This window comes from Pedobacter sp. G11, from assembly GCF_003860265.1.
GTDB lineage: Bacteria > Bacteroidota > Bacteroidia > Sphingobacteriales > Sphingobacteriaceae > Pedobacter > Pedobacter agri.
This window is the reverse complement of record NZ_CP034190.1, coordinates 2510829-2536017: the sequence shown is the minus strand read 5'-3', so window position 1 is coordinate 2536017 and position 25189 is coordinate 2510829. Positions and strand designations below refer to the sequence as shown.

General features: G+C 37.4%; 23 protein-coding genes. 19 read left to right on the top strand and 4 right to left on the bottom strand.

Going from position 1 to position 25189, the window contains the following annotated elements; all coding sequences use genetic code 11:
- Genes EA772_RS10995 through EA772_RS10910 form a run of 18 tightly spaced genes read left to right on the top strand, consistent with a single transcriptional unit; the run spans position 1 to position 17783 of the window.
- The gene (locus tag EA772_RS10995; RefSeq protein ID WP_124913184.1) at positions 1 to 924 is read left to right on the top strand and encodes a glycosyl transferase; all 924 of its coding nucleotides are present in this window, start codon (positions 1 to 3) and stop codon (positions 922 to 924) included.
- A 21-nt stretch (positions 925 to 945) separates the two neighbouring features.
- A complete protein-coding gene (locus EA772_RS10990; protein WP_168187523.1) occupies positions 946 to 1896 on the top strand; it encodes a glycosyltransferase family 2 protein in 951 nt (316 codons plus the stop codon).
- 5 nt (positions 1897 to 1901) lie between these two features.
- Positions 1902 to 2882: a glycosyltransferase family 2 protein gene (locus EA772_RS10985; RefSeq protein WP_124913180.1), complete on the top strand. Its 981-nt coding sequence runs from the start codon at positions 1902 to 1904 to the stop codon at positions 2880 to 2882.
- Positions 2875 to 4074, top strand: coding sequence for a glycosyltransferase (locus EA772_RS10980; protein WP_124913178.1), 1200 nt, complete (start codon positions 2875 to 2877; stop codon positions 4072 to 4074). Before EA772_RS10985 ends, EA772_RS10980 begins: the two co-directional genes overlap by 8 nt.
- Positions 4061 to 4996 carry a glycosyltransferase family 2 protein gene (locus EA772_RS10975; RefSeq protein ID WP_124913176.1) on the top strand — a complete coding sequence of 312 codons (936 nt, stop codon included), beginning with the start codon at positions 4061 to 4063 and terminating at the stop codon, positions 4994 to 4996. Before EA772_RS10980 ends, EA772_RS10975 begins: the two co-directional genes overlap by 14 nt.
- Before the next feature lie 12 nt (positions 4997 to 5008).
- On the top strand, positions 5009 to 6298 hold the full coding sequence (locus EA772_RS10970; RefSeq protein ID WP_124913174.1) for a hypothetical protein: 1290 nt from the start codon (positions 5009 to 5011) through the stop codon (positions 6296 to 6298).
- Position 6299: 1 nt separating this feature from the next.
- Positions 6300 to 7169 (top strand): aldo/keto reductase, encoded by an 870-nt coding sequence (locus tag EA772_RS10965; protein ID WP_124913172.1) that lies wholly within the window; start codon positions 6300 to 6302, stop codon positions 7167 to 7169.
- Positions 7159 to 8703, top strand: a complete 1545-nt coding sequence (locus tag EA772_RS10960) for a GMC oxidoreductase (protein ID WP_124913170.1) — start codon at positions 7159 to 7161, stop codon at positions 8701 to 8703. The genes EA772_RS10965 and EA772_RS10960 overlap by 11 nt, the downstream gene beginning before the upstream one ends.
- A complete protein-coding gene (locus EA772_RS10955; protein WP_124913168.1) occupies positions 8693 to 9514 on the top strand; it encodes an FkbM family methyltransferase in 822 nt (273 codons plus the stop codon). The genes EA772_RS10960 and EA772_RS10955 overlap by 11 nt, the downstream gene beginning before the upstream one ends.
- Positions 9511 to 10692, top strand: a complete 1182-nt coding sequence (locus tag EA772_RS10950; RefSeq protein WP_124913166.1) for a glycosyltransferase family 4 protein — start codon at positions 9511 to 9513, stop codon at positions 10690 to 10692. The genes EA772_RS10955 and EA772_RS10950 overlap by 4 nt, the downstream gene beginning before the upstream one ends.
- A complete protein-coding gene (locus EA772_RS10945; RefSeq protein WP_124913164.1) occupies positions 10673 to 11350 on the top strand; it encodes a bifunctional 2-polyprenyl-6-hydroxyphenol methylase/3-demethylubiquinol 3-O-methyltransferase UbiG in 678 nt (225 codons plus the stop codon). The genes EA772_RS10950 and EA772_RS10945 overlap by 20 nt, the downstream gene beginning before the upstream one ends.
- A complete protein-coding gene (locus EA772_RS10940) occupies positions 11343 to 12308 on the top strand; it encodes a glycosyltransferase family A protein (RefSeq protein ID WP_168187522.1) in 966 nt (321 codons plus the stop codon). Before EA772_RS10945 ends, EA772_RS10940 begins: the two co-directional genes overlap by 8 nt.
- 2 nt (positions 12309 to 12310) lie before the next feature.
- A complete protein-coding gene (locus EA772_RS10935) occupies positions 12311 to 13705 on the top strand; it encodes a hypothetical protein (RefSeq protein WP_124913160.1) in 1395 nt (464 codons plus the stop codon).
- Positions 13706 to 14962 (top strand): XrtY-associated glycosyltransferase XYAG1, encoded by a 1257-nt coding sequence (locus tag EA772_RS10930; protein ID WP_124913158.1) that lies wholly within the window; start codon positions 13706 to 13708, stop codon positions 14960 to 14962.
- Positions 14959 to 15810 carry a glycosyltransferase family 2 protein gene (locus EA772_RS10925; protein ID WP_124913156.1) on the top strand — a complete coding sequence of 284 codons (852 nt, stop codon included), beginning with the start codon at positions 14959 to 14961 and terminating at the stop codon, positions 15808 to 15810. Before EA772_RS10930 ends, EA772_RS10925 begins: the two co-directional genes overlap by 4 nt.
- 56 nt (positions 15811 to 15866) lie before the next feature.
- Positions 15867 to 16484, top strand: coding sequence for an exosortase Y (gene xrtY / locus EA772_RS10920; RefSeq protein WP_124913154.1), 618 nt, complete (start codon positions 15867 to 15869; stop codon positions 16482 to 16484).
- Positions 16453 to 17046 carry a WcaF family extracellular polysaccharide biosynthesis acetyltransferase gene (locus EA772_RS10915; protein WP_124913152.1) on the top strand — a complete coding sequence of 198 codons (594 nt, stop codon included), beginning with the start codon at positions 16453 to 16455 and terminating at the stop codon, positions 17044 to 17046. The genes xrtY and EA772_RS10915 overlap by 32 nt, the downstream gene beginning before the upstream one ends.
- Positions 17047 to 17063: 17 nt before the next feature.
- Entirely contained in the window at positions 17064 to 17783 is a 720-nt protein-coding gene (locus EA772_RS10910; RefSeq protein WP_124913150.1) for a polysaccharide deacetylase family protein, read from the top strand.
- A 3-nt stretch (positions 17784 to 17786) separates the two neighbouring features.
- On the opposite strand, the gene EA772_RS22240 is transcribed toward EA772_RS10910, so the two are convergent.
- The 3 genes from EA772_RS22240 to EA772_RS10900 all read right to left on the bottom strand — a co-directional run bounded on the left by EA772_RS22240 (position 17787) and on the right by EA772_RS10900 (position 19977).
- Positions 17787 to 17999: a hypothetical protein gene (locus tag EA772_RS22240; protein WP_210405094.1), complete on the bottom strand. Its 213-nt coding sequence runs from the start codon at positions 17997 to 17999 to the stop codon at positions 17787 to 17789.
- Between the two features lie 169 nt (positions 18000 to 18168).
- Complete coding sequence (locus tag EA772_RS22235) at positions 18169 to 18459, bottom strand: hypothetical protein (protein ID WP_210405093.1); 291 nt, start codon at positions 18457 to 18459, stop codon at positions 18169 to 18171.
- 870 nt (positions 18460 to 19329) lie between these two features.
- Positions 19330 to 19977: a bifunctional 2-polyprenyl-6-hydroxyphenol methylase/3-demethylubiquinol 3-O-methyltransferase UbiG gene (locus tag EA772_RS10900; protein ID WP_124913148.1), complete on the bottom strand. Its 648-nt coding sequence runs from the start codon at positions 19975 to 19977 to the stop codon at positions 19330 to 19332.
- Between the two features lie 1186 nt (positions 19978 to 21163).
- Between EA772_RS10900 and pepE the strand changes: the two genes are divergently transcribed.
- Positions 21164 to 21859, top strand: coding sequence for a dipeptidase PepE (gene pepE, locus EA772_RS10895; protein ID WP_124913146.1), 696 nt, complete (start codon positions 21164 to 21166; stop codon positions 21857 to 21859).
- A gap of 415 nt (positions 21860 to 22274) precedes the next feature.
- On the opposite strand, the gene EA772_RS10890 is transcribed toward pepE, so the two are convergent.
- Complete coding sequence (locus EA772_RS10890) at positions 22275 to 24692, bottom strand: outer membrane beta-barrel family protein (RefSeq protein ID WP_124913144.1); 2418 nt, start codon at positions 24690 to 24692, stop codon at positions 22275 to 22277.
- Between the last annotated feature and the right edge of the window lie 497 nt (positions 24693 to 25189).

Genomic DNA, 25189 nt, shown 5'->3' with positions numbered 1-25189 from the left:
ATGAGATTGCTCCAACAGTTTATCAATTATTTTTATCGGTACCCACTTGCCAAACACCAATATATTATGCATATGGGTGGCTATTCCACCTATAATACAATGATTGAAGATCAAAAAAGCATGATAGAAAGTTCTAGTTTACTACCACCTGTAAAATCGTACGGAGACGGACTGGAGATTTATTTTTTAACCGGAAAGAAATACCTTTACCAAACCCTTTTCTGCATCCACTCATTGGTAAAAGTTTCGCAGCAGCAATTCAGGTTTATCCTGATCGATGATGGAAGTTTCGACGAAAATCTGATAAACCTTATTCAAAAACAACTTCCGCAGTCAGAAATTATAACGCAGGAAACCATCAATAAAAATTTAGCGCAGCAACTGCCCTTAAACCTTTTCCCGGTACTACACCAGAAGAGAAAAGAATATTCGCACATTAAAAAATTAACCGATATCCATACCATTAACGGTGGATGGAAACTGGTGCTCGATTCCGATATGCTATTCTGGGCCAATCCGGTCGAATTGATTTCGTGGCTCCAGAACCCGCAAAGGCCTATTTACATGTACGATTGCGAACAATCGTACGGTTATTCCGCTACTCTGATGCAAAATCTTTGCGGTTCGCCGATCCCCGATCGTGTAAATGTCGGGGTTATTGGCCTAAACAGTAAACAGATAGATTGGGTAGCAATTGAAAAATGGGTTGCAGCGCTCGAAAAAAAAGAAGGAACAAGTTATTACCTCGAACAGGCCATTAGTGCTATGCTTTTATCGGACAGTAAAAACCAAGTGTTGGATGAGTTACAATATATCGTAAATCCAACTGTTCAACAATCGCAGCGTAAAGAAGAAATGTTGCACCATTATGTAGATCGGTCTAAAATACTTTATTATAAAAACGCCTTGGATTTTGTTAATTAGCGTGATTAAAAAGCAATTGCTTTGGATAGCATTTTAGTCTCTTTTTGTATACCGGCATTCAATTGCTCTGATTATATTCATCAAACCTTAACATCAATCTGTAGGCAAACCCATGCCAACCTCGAAATCGTCATCGTAAACGATGGCTCTACCGATGATACAGCTGATAAAATTTCAAAAATTGATGATCACCGCATCAAGCTTATACAAAGCAAAAATCTGGGTGCAGCTAATGCCAGAAATACCGCTTTTGAAAACTCAAGTGGTAAATACATCATCTTTTTTGATGCCGATGATATAATTGCTCCAAACTTTGTAGAAAAACAGCTTCAGTGGATGGATAGCTGCAACAATAACGTTGTTTTATCGGGCTGGGGAAGATTTTATGCAGATGATATAAAAACTTTTGTTGCAGAGGAGATTCCGGAAGGTGGGATTTATTTTGAAGCCTGGATAAATGATTACTGGTATAACTGCAATCCTATGACTACTCCAGGCAGGATCATGATACCCCGTAACATAATTGACGAATCGGGAAGGTGGGATAGCGAATTAACACTGAATGATGATCTGGAGTTTTTTACGAGGGTTTTTCTCCAGGCAGAAAAAATAGTCTTTAATCCATCGGCCATGTTTTATTACCGGTCGGGGATTAATGGTTTATCCGGCAAAAAAGGAAGTAAAGCTTACTACTCTCTTTACGTTTCTATAGTAAAATCGGTTGATGATGTTTTAACGGCTTTTCCAGATCATCCAAAAATAAAACAAAGCTGCGCAAACATGCTTCAAAGTGGAATTTATGAAATTTATCCTTCAGAAAGACATCTGATCAAAAAAATGGAGCTAAAGATCAAAATTTTAGGCGGATCGGAACTAAAACCAAATGCCGGCGGTATTACCAAATACCTCAACCATATTTTTGGATGGAAATTAGTTAGAGTTGTGAAAAGGTTTTTAAAACTTGAAAACTAAACAATTTGACCGTACCCAGCATAAAAGTATTGGTTATTACTTATCGACGGCCCGTCTTATTAAAGCGTGCATTAATGTCACTAGTACAACAAAGTTATCCCCATTGGATTGCCGAGGTTCTGAATGATGATCCAGCAGATAACAGCGTGATCAACCTCATTAATGAAATAAACGACAAACGAATTTCGCTTTCCCAACCTGCTGTTAAAAGAGGTGGTACCGGCAATTTTAACTATGTATTCGATCATACCATAAATGAAACATTTGCATGCATTTTGGAAGATGACAACTGGTACGAAGCGGATTTTTTACACGATATGCTATCGGCTTTAAATTCGAATCTAGGGGTAAAAATGGCTGTTGCCAACGAAAAAATATGGAAAGAGGATATTAATAACAACTGGGTGGATACCGGGCAAACCATATGGCCAATTGAAAACGAAAACGAATTTTTCCCATTCCGATTGGTTGATAAATGTGGAACTGCAAAAATATGTAACAGCTCGATGTTTTGGCGCACTACAGGTGCCAACTGGCTTACCCCAACAGAAATCCCCATTGATGTTACAGAACATTTTAGGGAAAGGGCAATTCCGCATCCCATTTTATTAGTTAAAAAACCTTTGGTTAATTTTTCTGAAACCTTACAATCCAGTCGCACTTATAAAAGCAATGCATGGTCCGTTTACCAGGCGTTGCTTATCGCTTCTGTTTTCGAAGGCATTGAGCCAAATGAAAGAATAGTGCTTGCAGAAAAACTATGGGAGAAAGCCCGGACTGATGAAAAACTGTTTAAAACAGCATTGTTTAATGCGGCATGGGTATCAAAAGCTCCATTTATATTATTCAAAAAATCGACCCTCAGCGAGAAAATAAGATATGCATTAACGCTTATCAAAAATCCGAAGCTTATAACCGATTGCGCAGGTGCCGCGAAAAAACATCATTCTTCGTGGCAATTTTTATTAACCCATATACATGCTTAAACCAAAAAACAAAATTTGCATTATTTCGCATACCCACCTATGCAGAAATCCGCGTGCGCTGAAAGAAGCCCTTACTCTAGCCCAAGCTGGCTACAATGTGCATGTTTTAAATGCGGTTTATGATTCAAATCTTTTAGAAGAAGATAAAAGTCTGATAAAAAATCATCAGATAGGACTCCAACATGCTTCAGATTTATCAATAAAAAATACCTCATCCTTTTCTGACCGTTTAATCAAAAAAATAGCCGATTTTTTGGTTAAATTTTTGGGCGTCGAAACTAAATATGCATTGGGTTATGCGCCTGATAGGTATTATAAAAAAGCCGAAAAATTAAATGCTGATCTATATATCTGTCACCAGGAACTTCCGGTTTATATCGGGCTAAAACTTAGTGAAAATGGCTTTAAAGTAGCTTTCGATCTTGAAGATTGGCATTCGGAAGACCTAAACCCTAGTGCCCGTAAAACTAAAGCAATCCGACTCTTAAAAAAAGCTGAAAAATTTGCCTTAAGAAAGGGTATATACTGTAGCACAACTTCTAATGTATTGGCCAAGAAATTATCAGAATCTTATAAATCCAAAATACCAGCGGTAATTTACAATGTTTTCGATATCGCATTACCAGCGCTTAACCAGACTCGAAACAGTATTTTAAAACTAGTATGGTTTTCGCAATATATTGGCGAAGGCAGGGGCATCGAAGAATTCATTGAAATTTTACATCGAGTAGAAACACCCTTGGAGCTCAATTTAATTGGCAATATTGAACATACTTTTAAAGCCTTTCTGATTAAACAAATGCCCAAACAGCATCAGATTGTTTTTCATAATATTATCCAAAATCAACAACTTGATGTAGCGTTGCAACAATTTGATATCGGGCTCGCCATAGAGCTGTGTGAACCCGCCAGTAGAGCTTATACTATTACCAACAAATTTTTTCAATACATTCAAAACGGACTTCCGGTGATTGCAACAAATACAATTGGACAAAAAGAAATTTTTGAAGTGAACCAGCCGGGCATATTGATCAATTTTAACAGTTCTGATTACAAAAAACTTAATATATTCCTTGGTTCTGTAAAAAAATTAACCGATGCAAGAGAAATGGCATTAAATATGGCTAGCAAGTATAATTGGAAAATAGAGTCATTAAAACTCATAAAACTAGTTAATAATGCTTTACAATAAGAAAAAAGTTAGTTTACAAATCAATATTTCGCCATCCGATTATCCATCTGCCAAATTTATCCTACCCCACCAGCTATCTGCATTAACAGATCAAGTGGACGAAACGGTTTTAATTATCGAATCGAAACCCAGCAAAGGTAGATTTTCATTTGGCTGGCAGGAGAACGAAAGCAAATTGAAGGGTCTATTGAACGATCTTTCCCAAGATTATAAAATCAGGGTTATATCCGTAGATTACTCTGAAAAAGCAAAGGAGAAAATTGCCAAATATTTTTTTGGGATTAACCATATTCCCGATAAAGATTTTAGGGGTGGTCCATTCTATTGTTATTTTTTTGGTTTGTACCACTGCAAAAATGATCTGGTACTGCATTTAGATGCCGATATATTTTTAGGTGGGCGAAGCAGCACATGGATAACAGAAGCCGCAGATATTTTTGCCGAAAACAATTCTGTTTTTTGTGTCTGTCCACTTCCTGGCCCGCCCGCAGATGATGAAAAATTAATAGGACAATATATTATACACAAATTTGAAGATAGCTCCTACAAATTCCAATTAGGTGGTTTTAGTACACGGATTTTCCTAATCCTGAAGTCTTTGATCCACCAAAAAAAGCTAAGGCTTAAAAAACCTAGGTTAAAATATCAGCTCAAAGCACTAATAAGTAGAAATGCAAATGCCGATCTACCTGAAAATTTTGTTTCGGATTTTATGAGCGAACATCACTTAAAGCGTATTGATTTTTTGGGCAAAGGTAAAGGATTATGGTCTCTGCACCCCCCATATAGAAATGCATTTTTTTACGAAAACTTACCTTCCATCATTAAGAGAATAGAAAAAAATGATCTCCCAGAAAGTCAGAAAGGCTTTTACGATATCGTAGATGAAGTTTGCGACTGGAATGATGTAAAGATTAAATAGCAAATATTTATAATGAAAAGAGCCTTGATCATATCGCCCTACTTTGCTCCTTCTAATGCGGCAGATATGCAAAGAGTGAGAATGAGTTTACCATTTTACCGCGAATTCGATTGGGAAGTTGAAGTAGTTTGTGTTGCAGAAAAGTATACCGATGCAGTATTCGATTATTTATTAAACGAATCTGTTCCCAATGATATCAAAATACACCGCATTAATGCTCTGTCCAAAAAGATAACCTATAAATTTGGTCTCGGGAGTATTGCCTTAAGATCTCTATGGCATTACAAAGCTTTTGTAAATAAGCTTTTAAATAAAGAAAAATTTGACCTCATATTTTTTTCGACCACACAGTTTCCGGTTTGCGTGCTTGGCCCTTATTGGAAAAGAAAATTTGGAATACCTTATGTTATCGACATTCAAGATCCATGGTTTACAAACTATTATGAAGATAAGCCAAAACATAAAAGACCTAAAAAATATTGGTTTTCTTATCGATTAGATAAATATCTAGAGCCTATAGCAATGAAAAGCGTTAGCGGTCTAATGGCGGTATCTGATGCTTATATGGAAGATCTAACCATACGTTATCCACATCTATTGAAAGTGCCTAGGGCAACTATTACTTTCGGTGGCTTTAAAAAGGACCTGGAGATTGCCTCTAAGCACAACTCAAATTTTAAGCTTTCTTTTAATAAAATCCCTGATTACAGACATATTGTATATGTAGGTAGAGGCGGATTTGACATGCAAAGAGCAGTGATGATTTTGATGAAAGCGTTTAAGGAAGGTTTAAAGAGTTTCCCTGAAAAGTTCAAAATATTAAGATTTCATTTTATAGGCACTAGTTATGCTCCACTGGGAAGTGGACAGAAAACATTGCTAAGTGTTGCCGAAAAACTCGGAGTAGGAGATTATGTAACAGAGCAAACAGACCGCATATCTTTTTATGAAAGTATCTATAACCTTCAAAATGCCGACGCACTATTTATCCCTGGACATGAAAAGCCTGCATACACGGCATCGAAAATGTACCCATACATTATGACGGAGAAACCTATTATTGCCGTATTTAACCTAGAGAGTAGTGCAGCCCAATCATTAATAGCTTGCAAGGCTGGTTTTGTTGCTGATATATTGGATTTCAAAAAATCGATTATTGAGATTAAATTCTTTCTGAAAAACATAGCAGAGGATAAAGCTTTTGAAATTGAAACTGATTGGAACGAATTTGAACAATACAGAGCTAAAGCGACGACTAAAAAGCAATGTGACTTATTTGATGATGCTTTAAAAATATCTTAAGGTGGAAAAAGTTTCAATATCAGATCATTTAGGCTTCGGCTGTGTGGGTTTAGCTACCTATGATAGTTTAAACTATGCTTTGAAACTATTGGAACAGGCTTACGATAATGGTCTAAATTACTTCGATACGGCACCCATATATAGCAAGGGCTATTCTGAAATTATTTTGGGCAAGTTCTCACAAAAGAAGAGGGATAAAATTTTAATTGCCACAAAATTTGGGCTGGGTCAGGTAAACAGTAATTTAGTGCCAGCGGCCATGGCCATTTATCTGAATCAGAAACTCAGATCAAAAGAAACAGCGCAACAATCGGATAGCCCGCCTTCAAAAATAGATTTCCGTAAAATAGATAAACCCGATATTGAAAAAAGTTTGATGGGTTCGCTTAAACGTCTGAAAACAGATTATTTAGATTGCTTTTTACTTCACGAAGGTTTATCCAGTTTTTTAACGGATGAAGCATTCTTTTACCTGCAAAACATTAAAACTGCGGGGATTGTAAAAAAAATCGGCCTTGCTACCAATTATTTTTACCTTAAAGATGATCAGCAATTAAAAGACTGGGATATGCTGCAATACGATCATCATCCATTTAGCCAAAATCATGAAGCGTTTGTAAGCCAGTATCACAGTCAAACACACATACATCACAGTACCTTAAAAAAAATAAAAAAAGTAACAATTCCAGGGACTGAAGCAAAAGAGATAGCGGGAATAGTACTGGCCGCAGAGATCAGGAAAAACCCTAACGGGAGGATTTTATTTGCAACCTGTAACAACAATCACCTACAACAGAATTTAATAAGTACGGCAAAATATTTGTCTACAGATATTCACACACTAAACGAACTATTAAACCATGCCTTTTAAAGCATTTAACAGTTCGTTCTCCTTACCCGAAACCACATTCGATTTTACCATCATCGGCGCTGGTGCTGCAGGTATATGTTTAGCGGTTAATTTATGCAAACAAGGAAAACGTGTAATGCTGATAGAAAGCGGATCGTTTGAACCAGATCCGAAATACCAGGCGCTTAATAAAGTAGTTTTAACCGGAAAAAAGATGAATGGTATTACCGATGGGAGAAAAAGAGCTATTGGAGGTACAACTATAGCCTGGGGAGGACAATCGTTACCTTTTTCTCCGATCGATTTTGAACACAGAACATGGGTAACGGGCAGCGGATGGCCCATTCATTACGATGATATTAATCTTTATTATGCCAAAGCAAACAGCTTTATGGGCATTAGCAGCAATCATTATTATGGCGAAATGGCATTGGCAGAAATAAAGCTGAAAAACCCCGGTTTTGATGAAACGTTATTTGATTATCATACCTCAAAATGGGCAGATGAACCCAATTTTAAAACGCTTTATTACGACTATTTAGAGAAAAATGTTTTTGTAGTCTATCATGCTACTTTAAACAATATCGTATTGAAAAAAAATAGCATCGAAAGCATCGAAGTTATCAATTTTGAAAAAAACAGGCTTAATATACCCGTAAAAAACCTCATTATTGCAGCGGGGGGAATAGAAAGCAACAGGATTTTACTGAACTACCCGGAGCTATGCGGATTATATAAAAATTATGACTTGGTTGGAAAGGGCTTTATGGATCATCCCTGTTTGGATATTGGCGAGGTTATTACAAAAGACGGATTTAGATTGCAGCAATATTTTAATACACACCTCTACGGAAAAACAAAAACAAGTATACGCTTAAGCCTAAGCAAAATCCAACAACAAAAAAAACAATCTTTAAACGGTTCGGTAAGTCTATTTTTTGAGCTTGATCCAAGCCTTGATGTTTACCATAAAATAAAAGGACTAAAGCAAAAATGGTCTAAGGCTACACTATATGCCATTTTAAAAAATACAGACAAGTTATCCAAAAGCCTATATGCTTATCTTGTTAAATCATTTATCTATAAACCCAGTGCAAGGGCCATTATCTCGTTAATGATTGAGCAGGAATCGATCCCATCAAGTTATATTTCATTGGCAGATGAATTGGATGATTTAGGGCAAAAAAAAGTTAAGGTAAACTGGGACATCAGTTTTGCAACATGGAAAACTGTTATGACCATAACCGATAACCTGAAAAATGAATTTGAAAGGTTAAGCTTTGGAAAGGTAAACTATTATGAAAATATCACTACGGAGAATAAGGACTGGAAAAAGCTGTTATCTGATGTAAACCACCACATGGGTGGCTGCAGGATGAGTGATGTACCAGAAAAAGGTATTGTAAATGGTGATCTAAAAATATGGGGAATAAACAATGCTTATATTGCAAGTACAGCTGTTTTTCCAACCGCCTCACACTCCAATCCAACACTTACTCTACTTGCATTATGCCAAAGATTGTGTGCACATTTGAATAACGTCCATGAATCATAAATTAAAGAAAAATATTAAGTCTATCCTTTCCAGAATATTTGGTAATAAAAAAGGAATAAGTATTGTTAGGGTATTGTCAGGTAGTGCTAAAGGCGTAAAATTAACACTTGATCTTAAAAAAGAATCGTCATATTGGCTGGGTACTTATGATAAATGGATACTCGATAGGATAAATCTTGATCAAATTATTAAACCGGGATGGGTGGCCTGGGATTGCGGCTCTTATGTTGGTTTTTATGCCTCTATTTTTCGAAAACTGGTTGGTACAAACGGTTTTGTTTATGCTTTCGAAGCATCAAAAGAGAACTTCGAGAGGTTAAAAAATCTTCCGACCCTCAATAATTGGGATAATGTTATTATCCTACACGAGGCTGTTGGCCCCGATCATGCTGTTATCGATTTTATATCGAATCAGGGTGGTGCATCTGGCCCAGTAAATGATACCAATGAATTAAACGAAGGCATAAATATCGAATCGGTTGTTTCAAGGGGAATAGATGAGCTTGTACTAGAAATGGGGATAAAACCTCCAGACCTTATTAAATTCGACCTAGAAACAGCAGAAATATTTGCACTTGCAAATGGAAATCATGTTTATACAACCTATAAACCCATATTATTGTTAGAATTGCACGGTAGGGATTGCTTAATAGCTGCTTCTAAATTTTTAGATAAGTATAACTATAGGGCACAGGATATTTATTTTTTGCCGGAAAAAGAGCGCTTTTGGTATTCATCAAGCAATCCCCTCTCAAACGAAACTTACGAACCCCACATGTTATACTGTATCCCTGTAAAAAATAAACCTTGAAAAAACTAGCTATTGTCGTCTCGCATCCCATACAGTATTATGCACCTGTTTTTGAAAGATTATCTAAAGCATGTATACTAAAAGTGTTTTATACTCTTGGGGCCCAAATTAATGAGGAAGGTATATCTGATGAAGGTTTTAATCAAAAAATAACTTGGGATATCCCATTATTAAGCGGTTATGACTATGAAATTGTAAAAAACACTGCAAAACAGGTAGGTCATCATTATTACGGAATAAAAAATAAAGATCTTATTGCAAAAATTGGCTTATTTGCTCCAGATGCAGTATTAGTTTACGGTTGGGCATATACTAGCCACTTAAAAATACTAAAATACTTTAAGGGTAAGATACCCATATGGTTTAGGGGAGATTCGAATTTACTTGATTCGAAGAACCAAATTAAAAGCCTGTTTCGTAAGCTTTTTCTTAAATGGTTATACCATGATATAGATAAAGCTTTTTACGTAGGTACTGCGAATAAAAATTACTTTTTAGCATATGGTTTAACAGAAAACCAGTTAATATTCGCGCCACATGCTATAGATAATGAGCGATTTTCGAAGAAAAGAAGCAATGAAGCGCAGAAACTAAGGCACAAACTAACCATTGATCCCGCTGATAATTTAATTTTATTTGCTGGAAAATTCGAGCGCAAAAAAAATCCAAATATTCTTTTGACTGCTTTTATTGAGTTGGATCAGCCTGGCATGCATTTACTTTTTGTTGGTACAGGTGTTTTGGAAGAAAACTTAAAACTAACTGTCGAAAAATTAAAATCTGATAATCCAGCGTTATCTAAAAGAATTCATTTCTTAGATTTTCAAAATCAGACCCAAATGCCTATATTTTATCAGGCTTGCGACGTTTTTTGTTTGCCATCGCAGGGACCAAACGAAACTTGGGGATTAGCAATAAACGAAGCAATGGCTGCAGGTAAAGCTATTTTGGCCTCGGATAAGGTTGGTTGTGCTACAGATTTGGTTAAGAATAATGAAAATGGTTTCATATTTAAATCAGGTGATATTTCAGATTTGAAGAACAAAATAAGTAAACTTAACAAAAAAGCTATGTTGCATCAATTTGGAAACAGATCACGCACCATTATTGCTCCATGGAATTTTGATCGTCAATGTGAAATTATAATAAATCAATTTAATGGAAAACGTATCCACTAAAGTATATCAAAACGATGGTAACTTAACGGTTATCAGCCACGTCAAAAAAGAGGGTGCCAGAATTTTGGATATTGGCTGTGGAGTTGGAGATAATGCACGTTTACTAGTTGCCAAAGGACATGTTATTGACGGAATAACGCTTTCTCCACAAGAAAGAGATCTGGCACTGGAACACTGCAGAAATGTTTACATTCATAACTTGGAACTAGGCCTGCCAATGGAAGTATTAAGTGAAAAATATGATTATATCATATGTTCGCATATCTTGGAGCATATCGCATTTCCAACCAATTTACTTTTAGATATGCACAAAATTGCAATAGCAAATTTGGCAGAGGTAATAGTGGCGCTACCAAACCTAATGTACTATAAAACCCGTATAAAGATACTTTTTGGGAATTTTGATTATACCGATAGTGGTATTATGGATTATACCCACTTAAGATGGTATACCATGAAATCATCTACGGCATTATTTGAAAGCTTTAATTTCAATATTAAGGTCTCTTTCGTAGAAGGACTAGCTCCATTTAACCGTATTTTTAGTTTGATGAGTAAAAAGGCACCGAATTTCGTAAAAAAGTTCTTATTTTCAATGGCTCCTACTCTATTTGGGTCAGAATTAATATTGGTATTAAATTGCAAAGTCATTGAATAAAATAATTTCTGTTATTTTACCGGTTTACAACGCAGGCGATTATTTGACACAATCTGTTAACTCTGTTCTTAATCAGGATATTGATGATTATGAATTTGTGATATGTGATGATGCCTCAACTGATTCGGGCTTGGTTTATTTAAGAAGGATAGCGGAAAAATATCCTTCAAAAGTTAAAGTGTTGGCAAATGAAAGTAATTTGGGTTTATTTAAAACACTCAATAAGCTTATCTTAAATAGTACCTCAACACTGATCCATCTTTGGTCTCAGGATGATCTGATGAAACCAAATTGTTTGCGTAACTGTATCGAATTTCATACCCAACATCCGAATGTAAGTATGAGCTATCATAACCTGGATTATATCGATGCAGATAATAATATTATTCCTTTCCAAAAACTTGATGGTACACCAACTATTGTTTCTACTAGGCAATACGCTCTTACCTCATCAAAATGGGGATGTATGGCAGGTAATATTGCAAACGTTACCCTAAATCGAAAATATTTAAATGAAGTTGGGCTTTTTAATGAAGCAATGGTAGTAAGCGGAGATTTTGACCTATGGACCAGATTAGCAACAATTTCAGATATAGGGCGTAATACGGCAAATTTAATCTATCTCAGGAGCCATCTTGGGCAGCTTAGCAAAAGCTACAAAACAATTGCATTAAGAATAAAGGAGGATATTCCCATTCACAAGCGTATAATCGACCTTTTGCATAATCACGAAAAAAAAGTTGCATTAAGGTTTTGGAAATGGAAAATCCTACCTTCCTATTTTAATGACTTATTATTTCTATATTATAAGAAAGAATTTGCAGAATATCGCATACTTCTAAACTTGTTGAAAAAAGAAAGCAATATTTATTTGCTATCAACCAAGTGGATTGTCATTAGAGTTGCGAGATTTGTTAAAATGGATCTTTTTATCTATAAAAATATACTGGATAGCTAAGCATGAATAAGTTTAAAAAAATTGGCCAGTCTGGTAAAATATTATTATTCCTTTTCTTAGTTTATTCGGTAACTTCTCATAATCCATTCGAAACTGCAATAGCAGTGCTTGTGCCTTTCATCCTTATGCCCTTGCTATGGAAACGAAATGAATCTCCTTTTTTATTCTTAGGTATAATGCTTCAGTGGGCCTCGATTAACATTAAAGTATTTTATGCTAATTTTGAGGGATTAAAGTTTGAGGATGTTTTCGATAATTATCAGCATATACAAGAAGCTTTCTTTTACAGTAATATTGGATTGATTTCCATTGCTTTGGGAGTGTTTCTGATTGTTAAAAGATATGAACTTAAAGATCAGGGTTATGCCCATTTGGCCTTATCCTACGATTCAAGAAAGATTATTCCTATTTACATTATCATAAGTTTGGTGTACCCATTTATTTCAGAAGGTTCATTCAATTTTGGCGGTTTACAGCAACCTATTTCAAAGTTGGCCGATTTTAAATGGATGGTGTTCTTTATCTTTATGTTAAGCTGCCTCTACACCAAGCAGTTTAAGTTATTTACAATTATTGCCCTTGCCGAGGTGGTAATTAGTTTAACTGGCTTTTTCTCCAGTTTTAAAGATTACTTTCTCGTGGTATTTGGAGGAATTGTTGTTATTTATAGCAAAGATTTAAAATTTAAACAAGTTTTGCCCTTAGCGGCAATTACAGTTTCACTAGTTTACATGATGATCATCTGGCAATATGTAAAACCAGATTATCGCAGTTATCTCTCCGGTGGGCAACTTAATCAGAATGTTATTAGGTCAACAGGTGAATCTTTAGGCAAGCTCGGAGAACTGATAAAAAATGTGGATGATGACGCCATTAACTCTGGTTTCAAGCAAACAGTCGATCGTTTATCTTACATCGATTTTTTCTCTGCAACTATTGATTATGTGCCTAGAGTTGTTCCCCACACACACGGTAGACTGTGGGGAGATGCAATAGGACGTGTCCTTCAGCCACGTATTTTTTTCCCTGATAAGGCCGCCATTGATGATTCTGAAACAACTAGAACATACTCCGGTATTATGGTCGCTGGCACAGAACAGGGCGCATCTATCAGCCTCGGCTATATGACAGAAAACTATATCGACTTTGGGATGCCTGGTATGTTTATTAGCTTATTTATTTATGGACTTGTAGTTGGGCTCGTTTATAAATACGTAATGACAAGTAGTCCTAATAAATTAATCGGAACGGCAATGATTATTCCCCTATTTATTTTATTTTATCTATTCGAATCGGCTTTAAATAAACTAATTGGAGGGTTGTTAATGTACTTATTAATCTATGAACTCATCCGTCGTTTTGCCCTAAAAAAATTTCTGCAGCAAATTAAGATCTGAATGAAAATTCTCCACATCACTCCTTCCTACAAACCAGCATACATCTACGGTGGTCCCATTCAAAGTGTAGGGAAGTTGTGTGAAGAAATGAGCAGGTTAGCTAGTACCAGTTCAGATAAAAATGGTAATTTGAAAAGTTTGGGAGACGAAGAGAAATTAAATATAAATGTACTCACAACTACTGCTAATGGTATAGTAGAGTTGGATGTAAAAACCGGACAACCGTTTATGGTTAATGGCGTTCGAGTAACATATTTCAAAAGGTGGACAAAAGATCACAGTCATTTCTCAACGGGTCTATTATCATATTTAAGAAACGATATCCTTGGTTTCGATCATAACGACAGGCTCATCATACACATTCACGCTTGGTGGAATCTGGTTTCTGTTTTGAGTTGCTTTATTGCCAAATGGTACAGAGTGCCTGTTGTACTTTCTCCCAGAGGTATGCTTACAACCTATAGCCAGAATAACCGCAATTCATTTTCAAAAAAACTGCTACATAATATTATCGGAAAAAGGCTTCTACAATACTGCCACATCCACGCTACCAGTGAGCAGGAAAAAGATGATATACAGAAGATTATATCCCCAAAAAGTATTGCAGTGATTCCAAATTTGGTGAATTTAGAGGATAATGAAGAAGGTATCAAATATCAAGGAGAGGGGTATCTAGTACCTATCATCAAATATCAACAGGAAAGTTCGGGTAATGAAAAACTTCTAAACCTAATTTTCCTGTCACGGATAGAAGAAAAAAAGGGTTTGGAACTATTATTTGGTGCTTTAGCACAACTGGAGATAAACTGGCAGATCACCATCGCTGGATCCGGTAATAATGAATATGTCAAGCACCTTAAAGATAAAGCAAAAAGCCTCAATCTTAATTCACGAATCACCTGGATCGGTCAAGTAAACAATGAAGAAAAGTACAAGCTTATGGCGAAGCATGACCTATTGGTACTTACTTCATACAATGAAAATTTTGCCAACGTTGTGGTAGAAAGCTTGAGCGTGGGTACGCCTGTTTTGATTTCGGATCAGGTTGGAATATCAGATTACGTGATAAAGAACGAACTGGGATGGATTTGCGAATTGAACCCAGAGGGCATTAAAGACGAGCTAGTGAAAGCATTTTCGCAGCAGGAAAAAAGAGACCACATCAGACTGAATGCGCCTGCATTGATCACGCATGACTTTGATGACACTGTATTGGCGAACAAGTATCTAAAGCTTTATCAACAACTGCTGCGATGAACAGGCCATTTAGCTTTATTATTTTGACTTATAACGAGGAGATTCATTTGCCCCGGCTGCTTGAATCGATAAAGGATTTGAAAGCCCCCATATTTATCTTGGATAGTGGCAGTATAGATCGGACCCTCGAAATATCTACAAGTTATGGAGCAGAAGTGAAGACCAATCCTTTTGAGAACCATCCAAAGCAATGGGATTTTGCATTAAAGAATTTTGCTATTCAAACTTCCTGGACCATTGGGCTGGATGCGGATCAAATAGTTACGCAGGAACTGTTTGAGATGCTGGAAACATTTGATGATGAAAAACATAAAGAGGTGAACGGCATCTATTTCAACCGCAAGAATTTCTTTCAGGGCTCCTGGATCCGCTATGGCGGCTACTACCCTATCTATCTTTTAAAGATGTTCCGTACGGGTATTGGTCATTCTGACCTCAACGAAAACATGGATCATCGCTTTATCGTTCCTGGTAAAACACTCGTATGGAAAAAGGGGCATATCCTGGAAGAGAACCTTAAAGAAAATGACATTGATTTCTGGTATAATAAGCATAAGCGTTACAGCGACCTGATTGCACAGGAGGAAATAGAACGCATGCAGAACCTCAGGAAACAAGCGCTAAACCCTACCCTGTTTGGCAATCCTGATGAACGGAAAACCTGGATGAAACGTTTATGGTGGAAGCTACCTTTAGGTATCAGACCCTATTTGTATTATGGTTTTAGGATGTTTTTCCAAATGGGCATAATGGACGATAAAACGGCCAGACATTTCCATTACCTGCAAGGCCTGTGGTTTAGAAAGCTGGTTGATCAGAAAATCAAAGCGCTCCAAAAACGACAATAAATTAAATCTCATGATATAATTTTTATCTTTAACTGAATTTTAGCCGAACAAACCAGATGGACGAAATACAACTGAAAGCCACGAAAAAAGATGCTGATAAGAAAGCAATTAAGTTTGTGATTGCATTGTTTGCACTTTATATCCTGTTTAGTCAGGGCAATATATTTATGAATAGCGTAATGAGTCCGGGTGGAAGATTTTACAACGCCAGCATTGCGGAACATTTCAATTACATTCAGGGATTAAAATCAGGCTTAATTGTTCCATCAGTGTGGATTATTAAAGCTTTTGGCTTATATGCCATTTATAATGACTCAGATGTAATGGTAGTTGCAGGACCTTATCTACGCGTAAACTATTCTTGCCTGGGTTTGGGTGTGATGAGCTTCCTGGTAGCTTTTGTACTGGCTTTTCCTGCCTCATGGAAATCAACCTGGAAAATGATGGTGATTGGTCTGGTGAGTATTTACATTTTAAATATTTGCCGGATAGCGGGGCTTGGTGTATTACTTGGTTTCTTTCAGTCTCAGCGAGAAAACTTCACTTATCATCATGAGATTTTCAATGTAATTGTATACATCTGCATATTTACAATGTTATACTTCTGGATCAGGAAGAACACCGGAAAATCCACTTTTAAAAATGAAAACGACAGCCGTTCTGCTATCGGTTAAAACCGTCATTTTGCAAAAAACACAATTACATAAAAAATTTAATACCGGCAGTTATCGGATTGGTGCATCCAGACTGAAACAGTTTTTATGGTATTTTACGGATGTGTTTTTCTTCAGGAGCGGAATGATTCCAGTGAGTTCAATACTGGTGTTTTTGCTCCGCTTGTTTGGTGCCCGGATTGGTAATGACGTGAGAATTAAACCGGGTATACACATTAAATATCCCTGGAAACTAAGCATTGGTGATTACAGCTGGCTGGCCGATTGTTATATTGAGAATTTAGCTTGGGTAAGGATAGGTGCAAACTGCTGTATATCGCAACAGGCCATTCTGATGACCGGAAATCATAATTATAGTAAAACGTCTTTCGACCTGATCACTAAACCAATTACACTCGAGGAGGGTGTTTGGATTGGTGCGTGTGCTAAAGTTTGTCCGGGGCTTACTTTATTCAGCCATGCAGTACTCACCATGGGCAGTACAGCGACGAGCAATCTTGATGCTTATAGTATTTATCAAGGCCACCCTGCGGTTAAAGTAAAAGACAGGAATATCAGTTGATCACAGTTCCCATTATTATGCTGCATCATGTGGATGATTCTCCTGCAAGGGCATCTGAAGGCTGGACGATTAGCGTCAAAAAGTTTGATTTATTGCTGGACAGCATAGAATACCTCGGTCTTGAAACCACCACCTTCGAAGAAATCGTTCGGGAAGGCTGGGAACTGAAACAGTTAAAGGAAAAAGTGATTCTTACCTTTGACGACTGCGCTGCGAACTTATTCGAGTATGTAGTTCCAACCCTGTTGCAGCGTGGGATGAAGGCTGTGTTCTACATTCCAGTCGCTCAAATTGGCGGCTACAACAAATGGGATGTCACCAGTGGCAACATGCCTAAAATTAATTTGATGGATGCCAGTCAACTGCGCTACCTTTCCAAAAATGGAATGGAAATTGGCAGTCACGGTCATGAGCATTTACATGGTTTTAAGATTACAGAAAGTCAATTTGTAGAAGAGCTTAACACCTCTAAAAATATCCTCGAAAATCTTCTTTCCAAACCAGTCATTTCTTTCTGTTATCCTTATGGCGAGGTTCCTAAGCGATATAATAAACTCCTACGCACTGCTGGCTACCACCAAGGCATTTCTATTTACCAGCCATTCTCCAACCGCTATGCCTTACGCCGGACTGGTATTCATGCCTCGGATACGAAAAAATCAATCTCTTTCAAATTATCGAAACGCTATGCCCTTTATCGCTGGCTAATTGATAAGTTATTGAAGGTGTTTAAATGATTATTAGTTTGGAAGGGTTGCTACTGGTTTCCCTGTTAATCCCTTTTTCACTAGATAGGCTATAAATCTGGCAAATGGTTCAATGTCGAGCCACTTACCCGCCTGATCCAGGGTCTTGATGTATTCATCTCTCTTCTCTAACAGAATAACTGCCCTTACAGAAGCCTCAGGTTCACTTGTTAATAACTCAAAGAATACAGGCATGCAATCCCTCATCGCTTCAACATTTAAAGGAACATGTTGCGCGTTACTAATGTAACCTGATTGCGTCGGTATCTGGCAAGGTCTGAAAGTTTTAAAATCCCTGCAGCCATACTGGGATCAAAAAGCTCTCGATACCAGCGCGGGTGATCCTGATCGACCTGCTTTCCTGGATTTTGGCCATTCAGAATATTTTGACCGATTCTTTTACCATTAGAAAGGTTTGAAAATACCCACGCGCAGCCACGGCATCCTTTTGCTGCCTATCCGCTTCGTTTCCATCACCATTCCAGTCGCCTTCGGTAACTTTCTCTATTAACTCCTGAGAAACCCGATACCTTTCTATCGATAAAGAATGGTATGCATCAGTTACGTACATAGAATCAATATCATTTAAATAGCTATGATGATGATCAGGAAGCCCGGGGGATAGCGGGAAACTTTTAATAATCACCTCCCCCCTCTGTTGCCACATTAACCTGATTCGATTGACAAAGGGTGACTTTTCACGAGGAGATAGGTCTATTTTAAATTTGCTTTATAAGGGATCATTCTCTTGGACAGCATAGCCGGCCTGTTGAATGGTTTCAATAATCTGATCCGCAATTTTGTCACACCCGATATTTCTGAATGCACCTGCTAGCCTGCCGGCAATGACGGTATGTCCGTTTTCCAGCAAAACTGGGAGTAACTCGGAGGCATCCTGAATTAAGGAGAGTATTATTCTCGCATCTAATCCATTTTCTCCAAATACCGCCCTGGTTGAATGAATGATGCTGGTAACTGATACACTTTTAACCCGTTTATTTCAGTGACTAGTTCCTTAGGCGGCAGTTCTGCTCTATAGCTGAACAAAGATGTGTGATGAGCCAAAGGAGTCGGCCTATTATTCCCTTTTGGCGACCTGAGAAATAACTGTGCTGGTACTGACCAGTTATCTGCATGAATTTTCAACAATTGATCAGCAGATAAGATCCAGCGATTTCCATACCTAGAATTTAAAAATTTAACACAGAAATCCCAGTATGAACTATACCATGAGATAGTTTCACCAAAGCTGCCGCTGGATCTGAAAAACTGATATACCAGCCTTTAATGTTTCTTTTATAAATCCGTTCTTCAAAAGTAATTCCCTATAGTTAAGATTAGGGAGATCGCTGGAGGTCATGGCAATTTCCTTTTTATCCTGCAAATCCTTTAACGCATGCAAAGCTGCTGCTAGTTTCTACTGAGGTGTAGCCATCTGATTCTGGTTGAATGAATATACAAATTGTTACGAGGGTAAAGATACCAAAAACTGTAGTATATTTATTGTTTGATGTTGTCGTATTTTTATTATTTGGTATTATAATGACTTTATTGTTTGATGTACAAATGGATCCATAACCCCCACTTTCCAAAGTTGTCCCTTCTTATTAGCAATCTCCTTTAATGAACTAAAGGCATACTTACACTTTAGCTTCTGCCAGATCACATCATGTCCCTTAAAATCGCACATAGAAATAATGAATTGCCCGTTTGTCTTTAAATGATGCCTAATGCATTTATCGATTATCTTCAAAGGCTGATTAAAATAATATAGCGACTCGTTAAAAATGATAATATCGAATTGCCCTTCTAAACTGGAATAGTCAAAATCCAGCTGACTAAAAGTTGCTTCAGGAAATGTTTTTTTTGCCAGTGCAATAGCCTTCCCCGAGATATCTATGCCAAGATAATTAGTGCCCTGCTGCATGCTTTTTAAATAACTGTACAATACCCCTTGACCGCAGCCGACATCCAGAATACTTCCGTTTTTGTCTTGTACGCATTCAACAATGTATTGATAATGTGCTTCCTCATCTTTACCATACAGGTAATTCCAGGTTCCATCGGCAAACTGCTGTTCCCAGATACTTCGTGATACCCGGTTTCCGAAACCAAAACGGGATAAGAAAAGATTATAAGATTGACGACGGATTTTATTTTTAATTCTATCTAAAAGCAACTTCATAAAAATGGAAAAGGCAACAAATAACTAGATTAGAAAGATAGTCTTTTGAAATAAAAGTTCACATAAAAAGTACAGAAAATCTTCCTGCACCTGAGTAAGCGGGCGAACTCCAACCTATTCCTTATCCAGCAGGGTAGCGATCTCCTCATCAAGTTCTTCTGCAGAATCTCGCCTTCGAAGCTAGTAGTACGATACCAAAGGTTTACTTTTCGCAGAAGCAGACACGGTGAGCAATTGGCCTGAAAACAATTACCGAGTGGACCATTAAGCCGGCGGGAAGTGGTTTGCGCACTTATTAACTCCGAAGATCTAATCGTTAGAAATACCTGAGGCCTTTAATACGGCATCTTTTGGCATTACCTGATACTTTTGGATAATGGTCGTCCTCACCCATTCATCATTCCAAAAGCTAACAAATGTTTACAGTTTCTAAAGATCGCCTTTTATGAATTCATTTTTGAACTATCTGGAAAAGCTTCATCCGCTTTTACCACAGTTTATTGACGACCATGAAATGACCTGCCAGCTGGCTAGTGTATATAAAAAATTCATCCTCTCCAATCGATTCAAACAATGCAACATACTTTTTACTTAGCGATCTGGTTCGCGGTTTTAGCAAAGAAGGAAAAGAAGACATTAGCACCTGGTTTGGTTTGAAGACCAAAGTCTAGAGGCTAAGTGCCATCCTTATTAGCGTTCCATATACTCGGTGGAGTACCTTAAGGCCTTCGAAGATCGTGAAATAATTAGAATTAGTTACAGCATTACCGATGGAATGTATACGCAATTTCCTGAAGCTGCCATCATTGCAATAAGGCTGACGAAAATGCAATATCATAAGGCTAAGCAACGATCAATACCTAAACATAACACTCTCGTTATTAGCTAATTTACCTCAAAATTAAAAGCATTGAATTTAACATTGCCGGAATACCGCACATCATTTGGCGGGATATCTGGGCACGAGGTTGAAGACGCTCAGCACAGTCAGGAAGAGGGACGTTGTTGAAGGTTTGCCGAGCATGGCCTAATATCATACGAAAGATCGAATATTGGAGTTGTGAGACTGGATACTTGAGTCAAAGTACCACCTACTGAACGTTTGGTATCGGGGCTGGGAATAACGGCGAAGATTTTTACTTTTGTAATATACCAGTTATTTAGCTGGCAAGCATAAACATTGAGCATGAACATAATATTGGCTTCAACCACAACGTTATACGGCGGAGAATACCTAGCTTATCTGACAGATGAAATCATTGAACTTTTCTCAGGGCTAGATGAGATCGTTTTTATTCCTTACGCAAGGCCTAGTGGGATGAGTCATGAAGATTATACTAAGAAAGCAGCAACCTTTTTTCAGGGCATAGATATTAAAGTTTCGGGCCTTCATGAGTTTAAGAATCCAACTTTGGCTATTGAGAATGCAAAAGGGTTTTTCACCGGTGGAGGTAATACCTTCCTTTTGGTGAAAAAGCTGCATGATCTAGGGTTAATGGAAGTTTTAAAAGAAAACATTGAAACTGGCAAACCTTACCTTGGTTGCAGTGCAGGCAGTAACATCGGCGGAATCAACATGAAAACCACCAATGATATGCCCATTGTTTATCCTTCCTCTTTTGATTGTATGGGCCTTGTTCCCTTTAATATTAACCCACACTATCTAGATTCAAATCCGGATTTAAAACATAATGGTGAGACCAGAGAAACCCGTATAAAAGAATTTTTGACTCAAAACGATACTAAAGTAATTGGTTTGAGGGAAGGAAACTGGATTAGAAAAGTGGGCGAAAAAATTACTGTAGAAGGAACTGAGTTAACCCGCATTTTCGAGCAGGGTAAAGCCCCATACGAGTTGAATCCTGGTGCTGTATTACTTTGATCATAATAAAAAAGCCACCTAAATATCGGCAGATGAGTACCGTCAGCAGGGATTAAATATTCAATTATAGAAAAGAGAAAACCTGAAGATGAATAGTTAATCTTGGGTTAAGCGGTAAAATCTGTGTCAAATCAAACTCATCAAAGGGGTAAATACTTAAAAACCTAAATCGGATTAATACCGTATCTCTAATTGTACATCTGGAACTAACTGATGTATAACTTAGGTTACCTTAGGCGAAGCCTGAGAAATATAACATGACGCACTATCACTTTTGACACACAAATTAAAAGGGATTTATAAGCAGATACATTCAGTTGTATCTGCTTTTTTTTATGCCAAATGATGATAAAAGCTCTGATTGAATGAAGTACAACTTTTTTTTAAACCGAATAATGCTTTAAGTTAACAAGCATTAATTAGACGATTTTTTTGTATCATCGTTATTGATACTGCGCTCACTCTTCTTAATTGATCCTTTAAGTTTTCCAAATTTCCAGTTTAGTGAGCAGCTTACCCGTCTGAATGGGTTTTCGCGAATGCGCTCCTGCGTGAAGTTCACGCCTTCTGTAAAACTCCTGTACTCCCGGTTTTTTTGAAAAGGGTTCGCCACCATGGCAGATACAGTTAGTTTATCTTTAATAATATCCTTGCTGCCACTAAATCCCAGGTAATAATAATTGTTAGATTGCCCTTGCAACATTACATCTGGTGCTCCATAATTAAAAGACACACTTGTTTTCCAGGTTTTCTCAAATTTATAACTGGTGGTAAAACTAGAGTACCCGGTTAGGCCACTGTTTTGTGCCAGCACTCCATTAATCATACCTTCCAGCCAAATGTAATTTATATTGGCACTAACGTTCAGATTCCATTTTGCCGTTAAAGGATAATTAAAATTGGCGTTGGTACCTAATAATCGGGTTTTACCAATATTAAATGAAGTAACACGGGTCAGGTTTTCTGCAGGAAAATAGGTCGAAACCTCCTGCTGGGTATTGTTAGCGAAATTATAGCTTAAGCTTAAGTTTAACGATCCTTTTTTAAAGTTACTGTAGGTCAGTTCGAAATTGTTACTTAACGTCGCATCTAAATCAGGATTCCCGAAATATTCAAAATTAGGTCTCGATTTATCTACAAAGGGGTTCAGGTTCCATATCCCTGGTCGCTGAATTCTCTGGGTAAAACCAAGGCTTAAACTCTGACTGTTTTTTAAAGTCCGGTTGAAAGATACCGAAGGGATCAGGTTAAAATAATATGTTTTTACACTTGTGCTGGTAGTTTCGAAATTACCTGTAACATAAGTTCCTTCCAGGCGGGCGCCTGCTTTGAAAGTCCAGTCTTTAAGTTTGAGCGTATAGGTATTGTAAACACCAAATATATTCTGATCATTTCCATAAACATTACTCTGAGCCGGATCTATGATGTAGCTATTTTGAGCTGAATTAAAACCAAGGTATTGGAAATCACTATCACCCCGCCTTAATATTGCCTTTACTCCGGCTTCCAATGTTAATTTCTTCCAGGGGTTTACGTAATCAATCTGGGCCGTTTGTTCCTTCGAGCTGCTCACATTATCTTGTCTGTAATTCACACCTGTAAAATTTAACCGGTTGTTAAACATTACATCGTTGGTTTGCGGCTCTGAACTGTCGAAAAACTTATAAGAAAAAGTCAACAGGTGCTCTTTTTTATCCTTGAAGCCTTTTTGATAATTGAAAGTATAATCTGTTCCTCCCCATTCATAACGGGTTTTTCCGTCGAGATCATAGGAAGATAATACCGAGCCATCCCGCAAATCAAAATGCTGATTCAGGTTTTGCTGGTTATAACCGGCGTAGGGATTAATTTCTACTGTTATCAGGTTCAATGAGTCGATCTCATAACTTAACTCTCCTCCCCCCCAGGCCCATTTATTATCGGTTTGCTGAAAACCTAGTGAATTCAGGCTTGATGGAATCGCTACGCCGCGGCTGTTTCTTGCATCGGTGATTTTTACGCCATCTACCTGCCAAACGCCGGTCCCTGCATAAAAGTTTGCACCAAAGTTGCCTTGTTTAATGGTAAAGTTCAGGTTTCCGCTGGGTCCACCTGGAGATTGGTAACGGGCATTTAAGTTTCCGTTGTAGCCATTGTCCATCTTTCTGGAAGTGATGATGTTAATTATTCCTGATAATCCTTCGCTCTCATACTTCGATGGTGGTGTGGTAATGACTTCGATTTTTTGCACACCGGCTGCAGGCATACTTTTTAAATATTCTTTTGGATCTCGTGTCAGAATTCCTGAAGGCTTTCCATTAATTAAAATACGGTAATTACCAGTTCCTTTGAGTTTGACGTTGTCATCCGCATCAACTGATAATAGGGGAACTTTTCGCATCATATCCATCACAGAAAGCACCTTACTTTCTGCATCTGCCTGAATATCATAAACGATTCTGTCCGGCTCCTGTTTAATCAGCGGCCTGCTGGCTGCGACAGCAACTTCTCCAAGTTCATTACCTGATGAAACCACTAGGATTTTATTCAGATCCGTATCACGGCTGAGCTTCACCAGAATAGTTTTCGATTTATATCCCAAGGCGCCAATAATAACTTTGTAGTTTCCTTCCACAATTCCGGAAAAAGAAAATTTCCCATGTTCATTGGAAACAGCGCTTTTGATCACGGTTGAATCCTTGCTAAGCGCAATGGTAAAAAATTCCCCTGGTTTTCCCGAAACACTATCTATAAGTGTTCCTGAAAGCTGAAATTTGTTTTGCTGGGCCGTAGCCTGATTTGAGATGAGAATGCATTGAAAGACAATGCATAGCGTTAATAAGTACCTGCTCATAAAATAGTTTTGTCTGATCGGCTATATGCGATTTGTTATATACTAGATGCAAAAAAATTGAAAGTGTTGCATGGACAATGAATATTTTTCAGAATACTTTGAAAATCAATAAGATATTTTGTTTTACCATCGCCATGCTGATGATGAAATTAGTCTGAAAACCTGTAACCGCTACTACTGAAAACAGCATGACTCTGTTATAATTGATCGTTAAGTTTAACAGTTGTGCAAAAAATTAGATTGGAATAATGGGGCAAAGGGCATTAAAATGTGAGTCTTGAAGTGTTCCTTAAAGCAATATTGAGCTTTTTCGGCGGCATCAGGCCAGCAAACTCTTTTATATTGCGCAAAAATCACTTGGACCTCAAGAATAAAAAACGTTTAAAAACAATTCTCGGAATAGATTGTCTGAGTATTTAGTTTGTTTGGTTTAGTTTTAAAGACGGATGTCAATAGAACATAAAATATAGCCCCTTAGAAATATGGGGCTTTCTCCT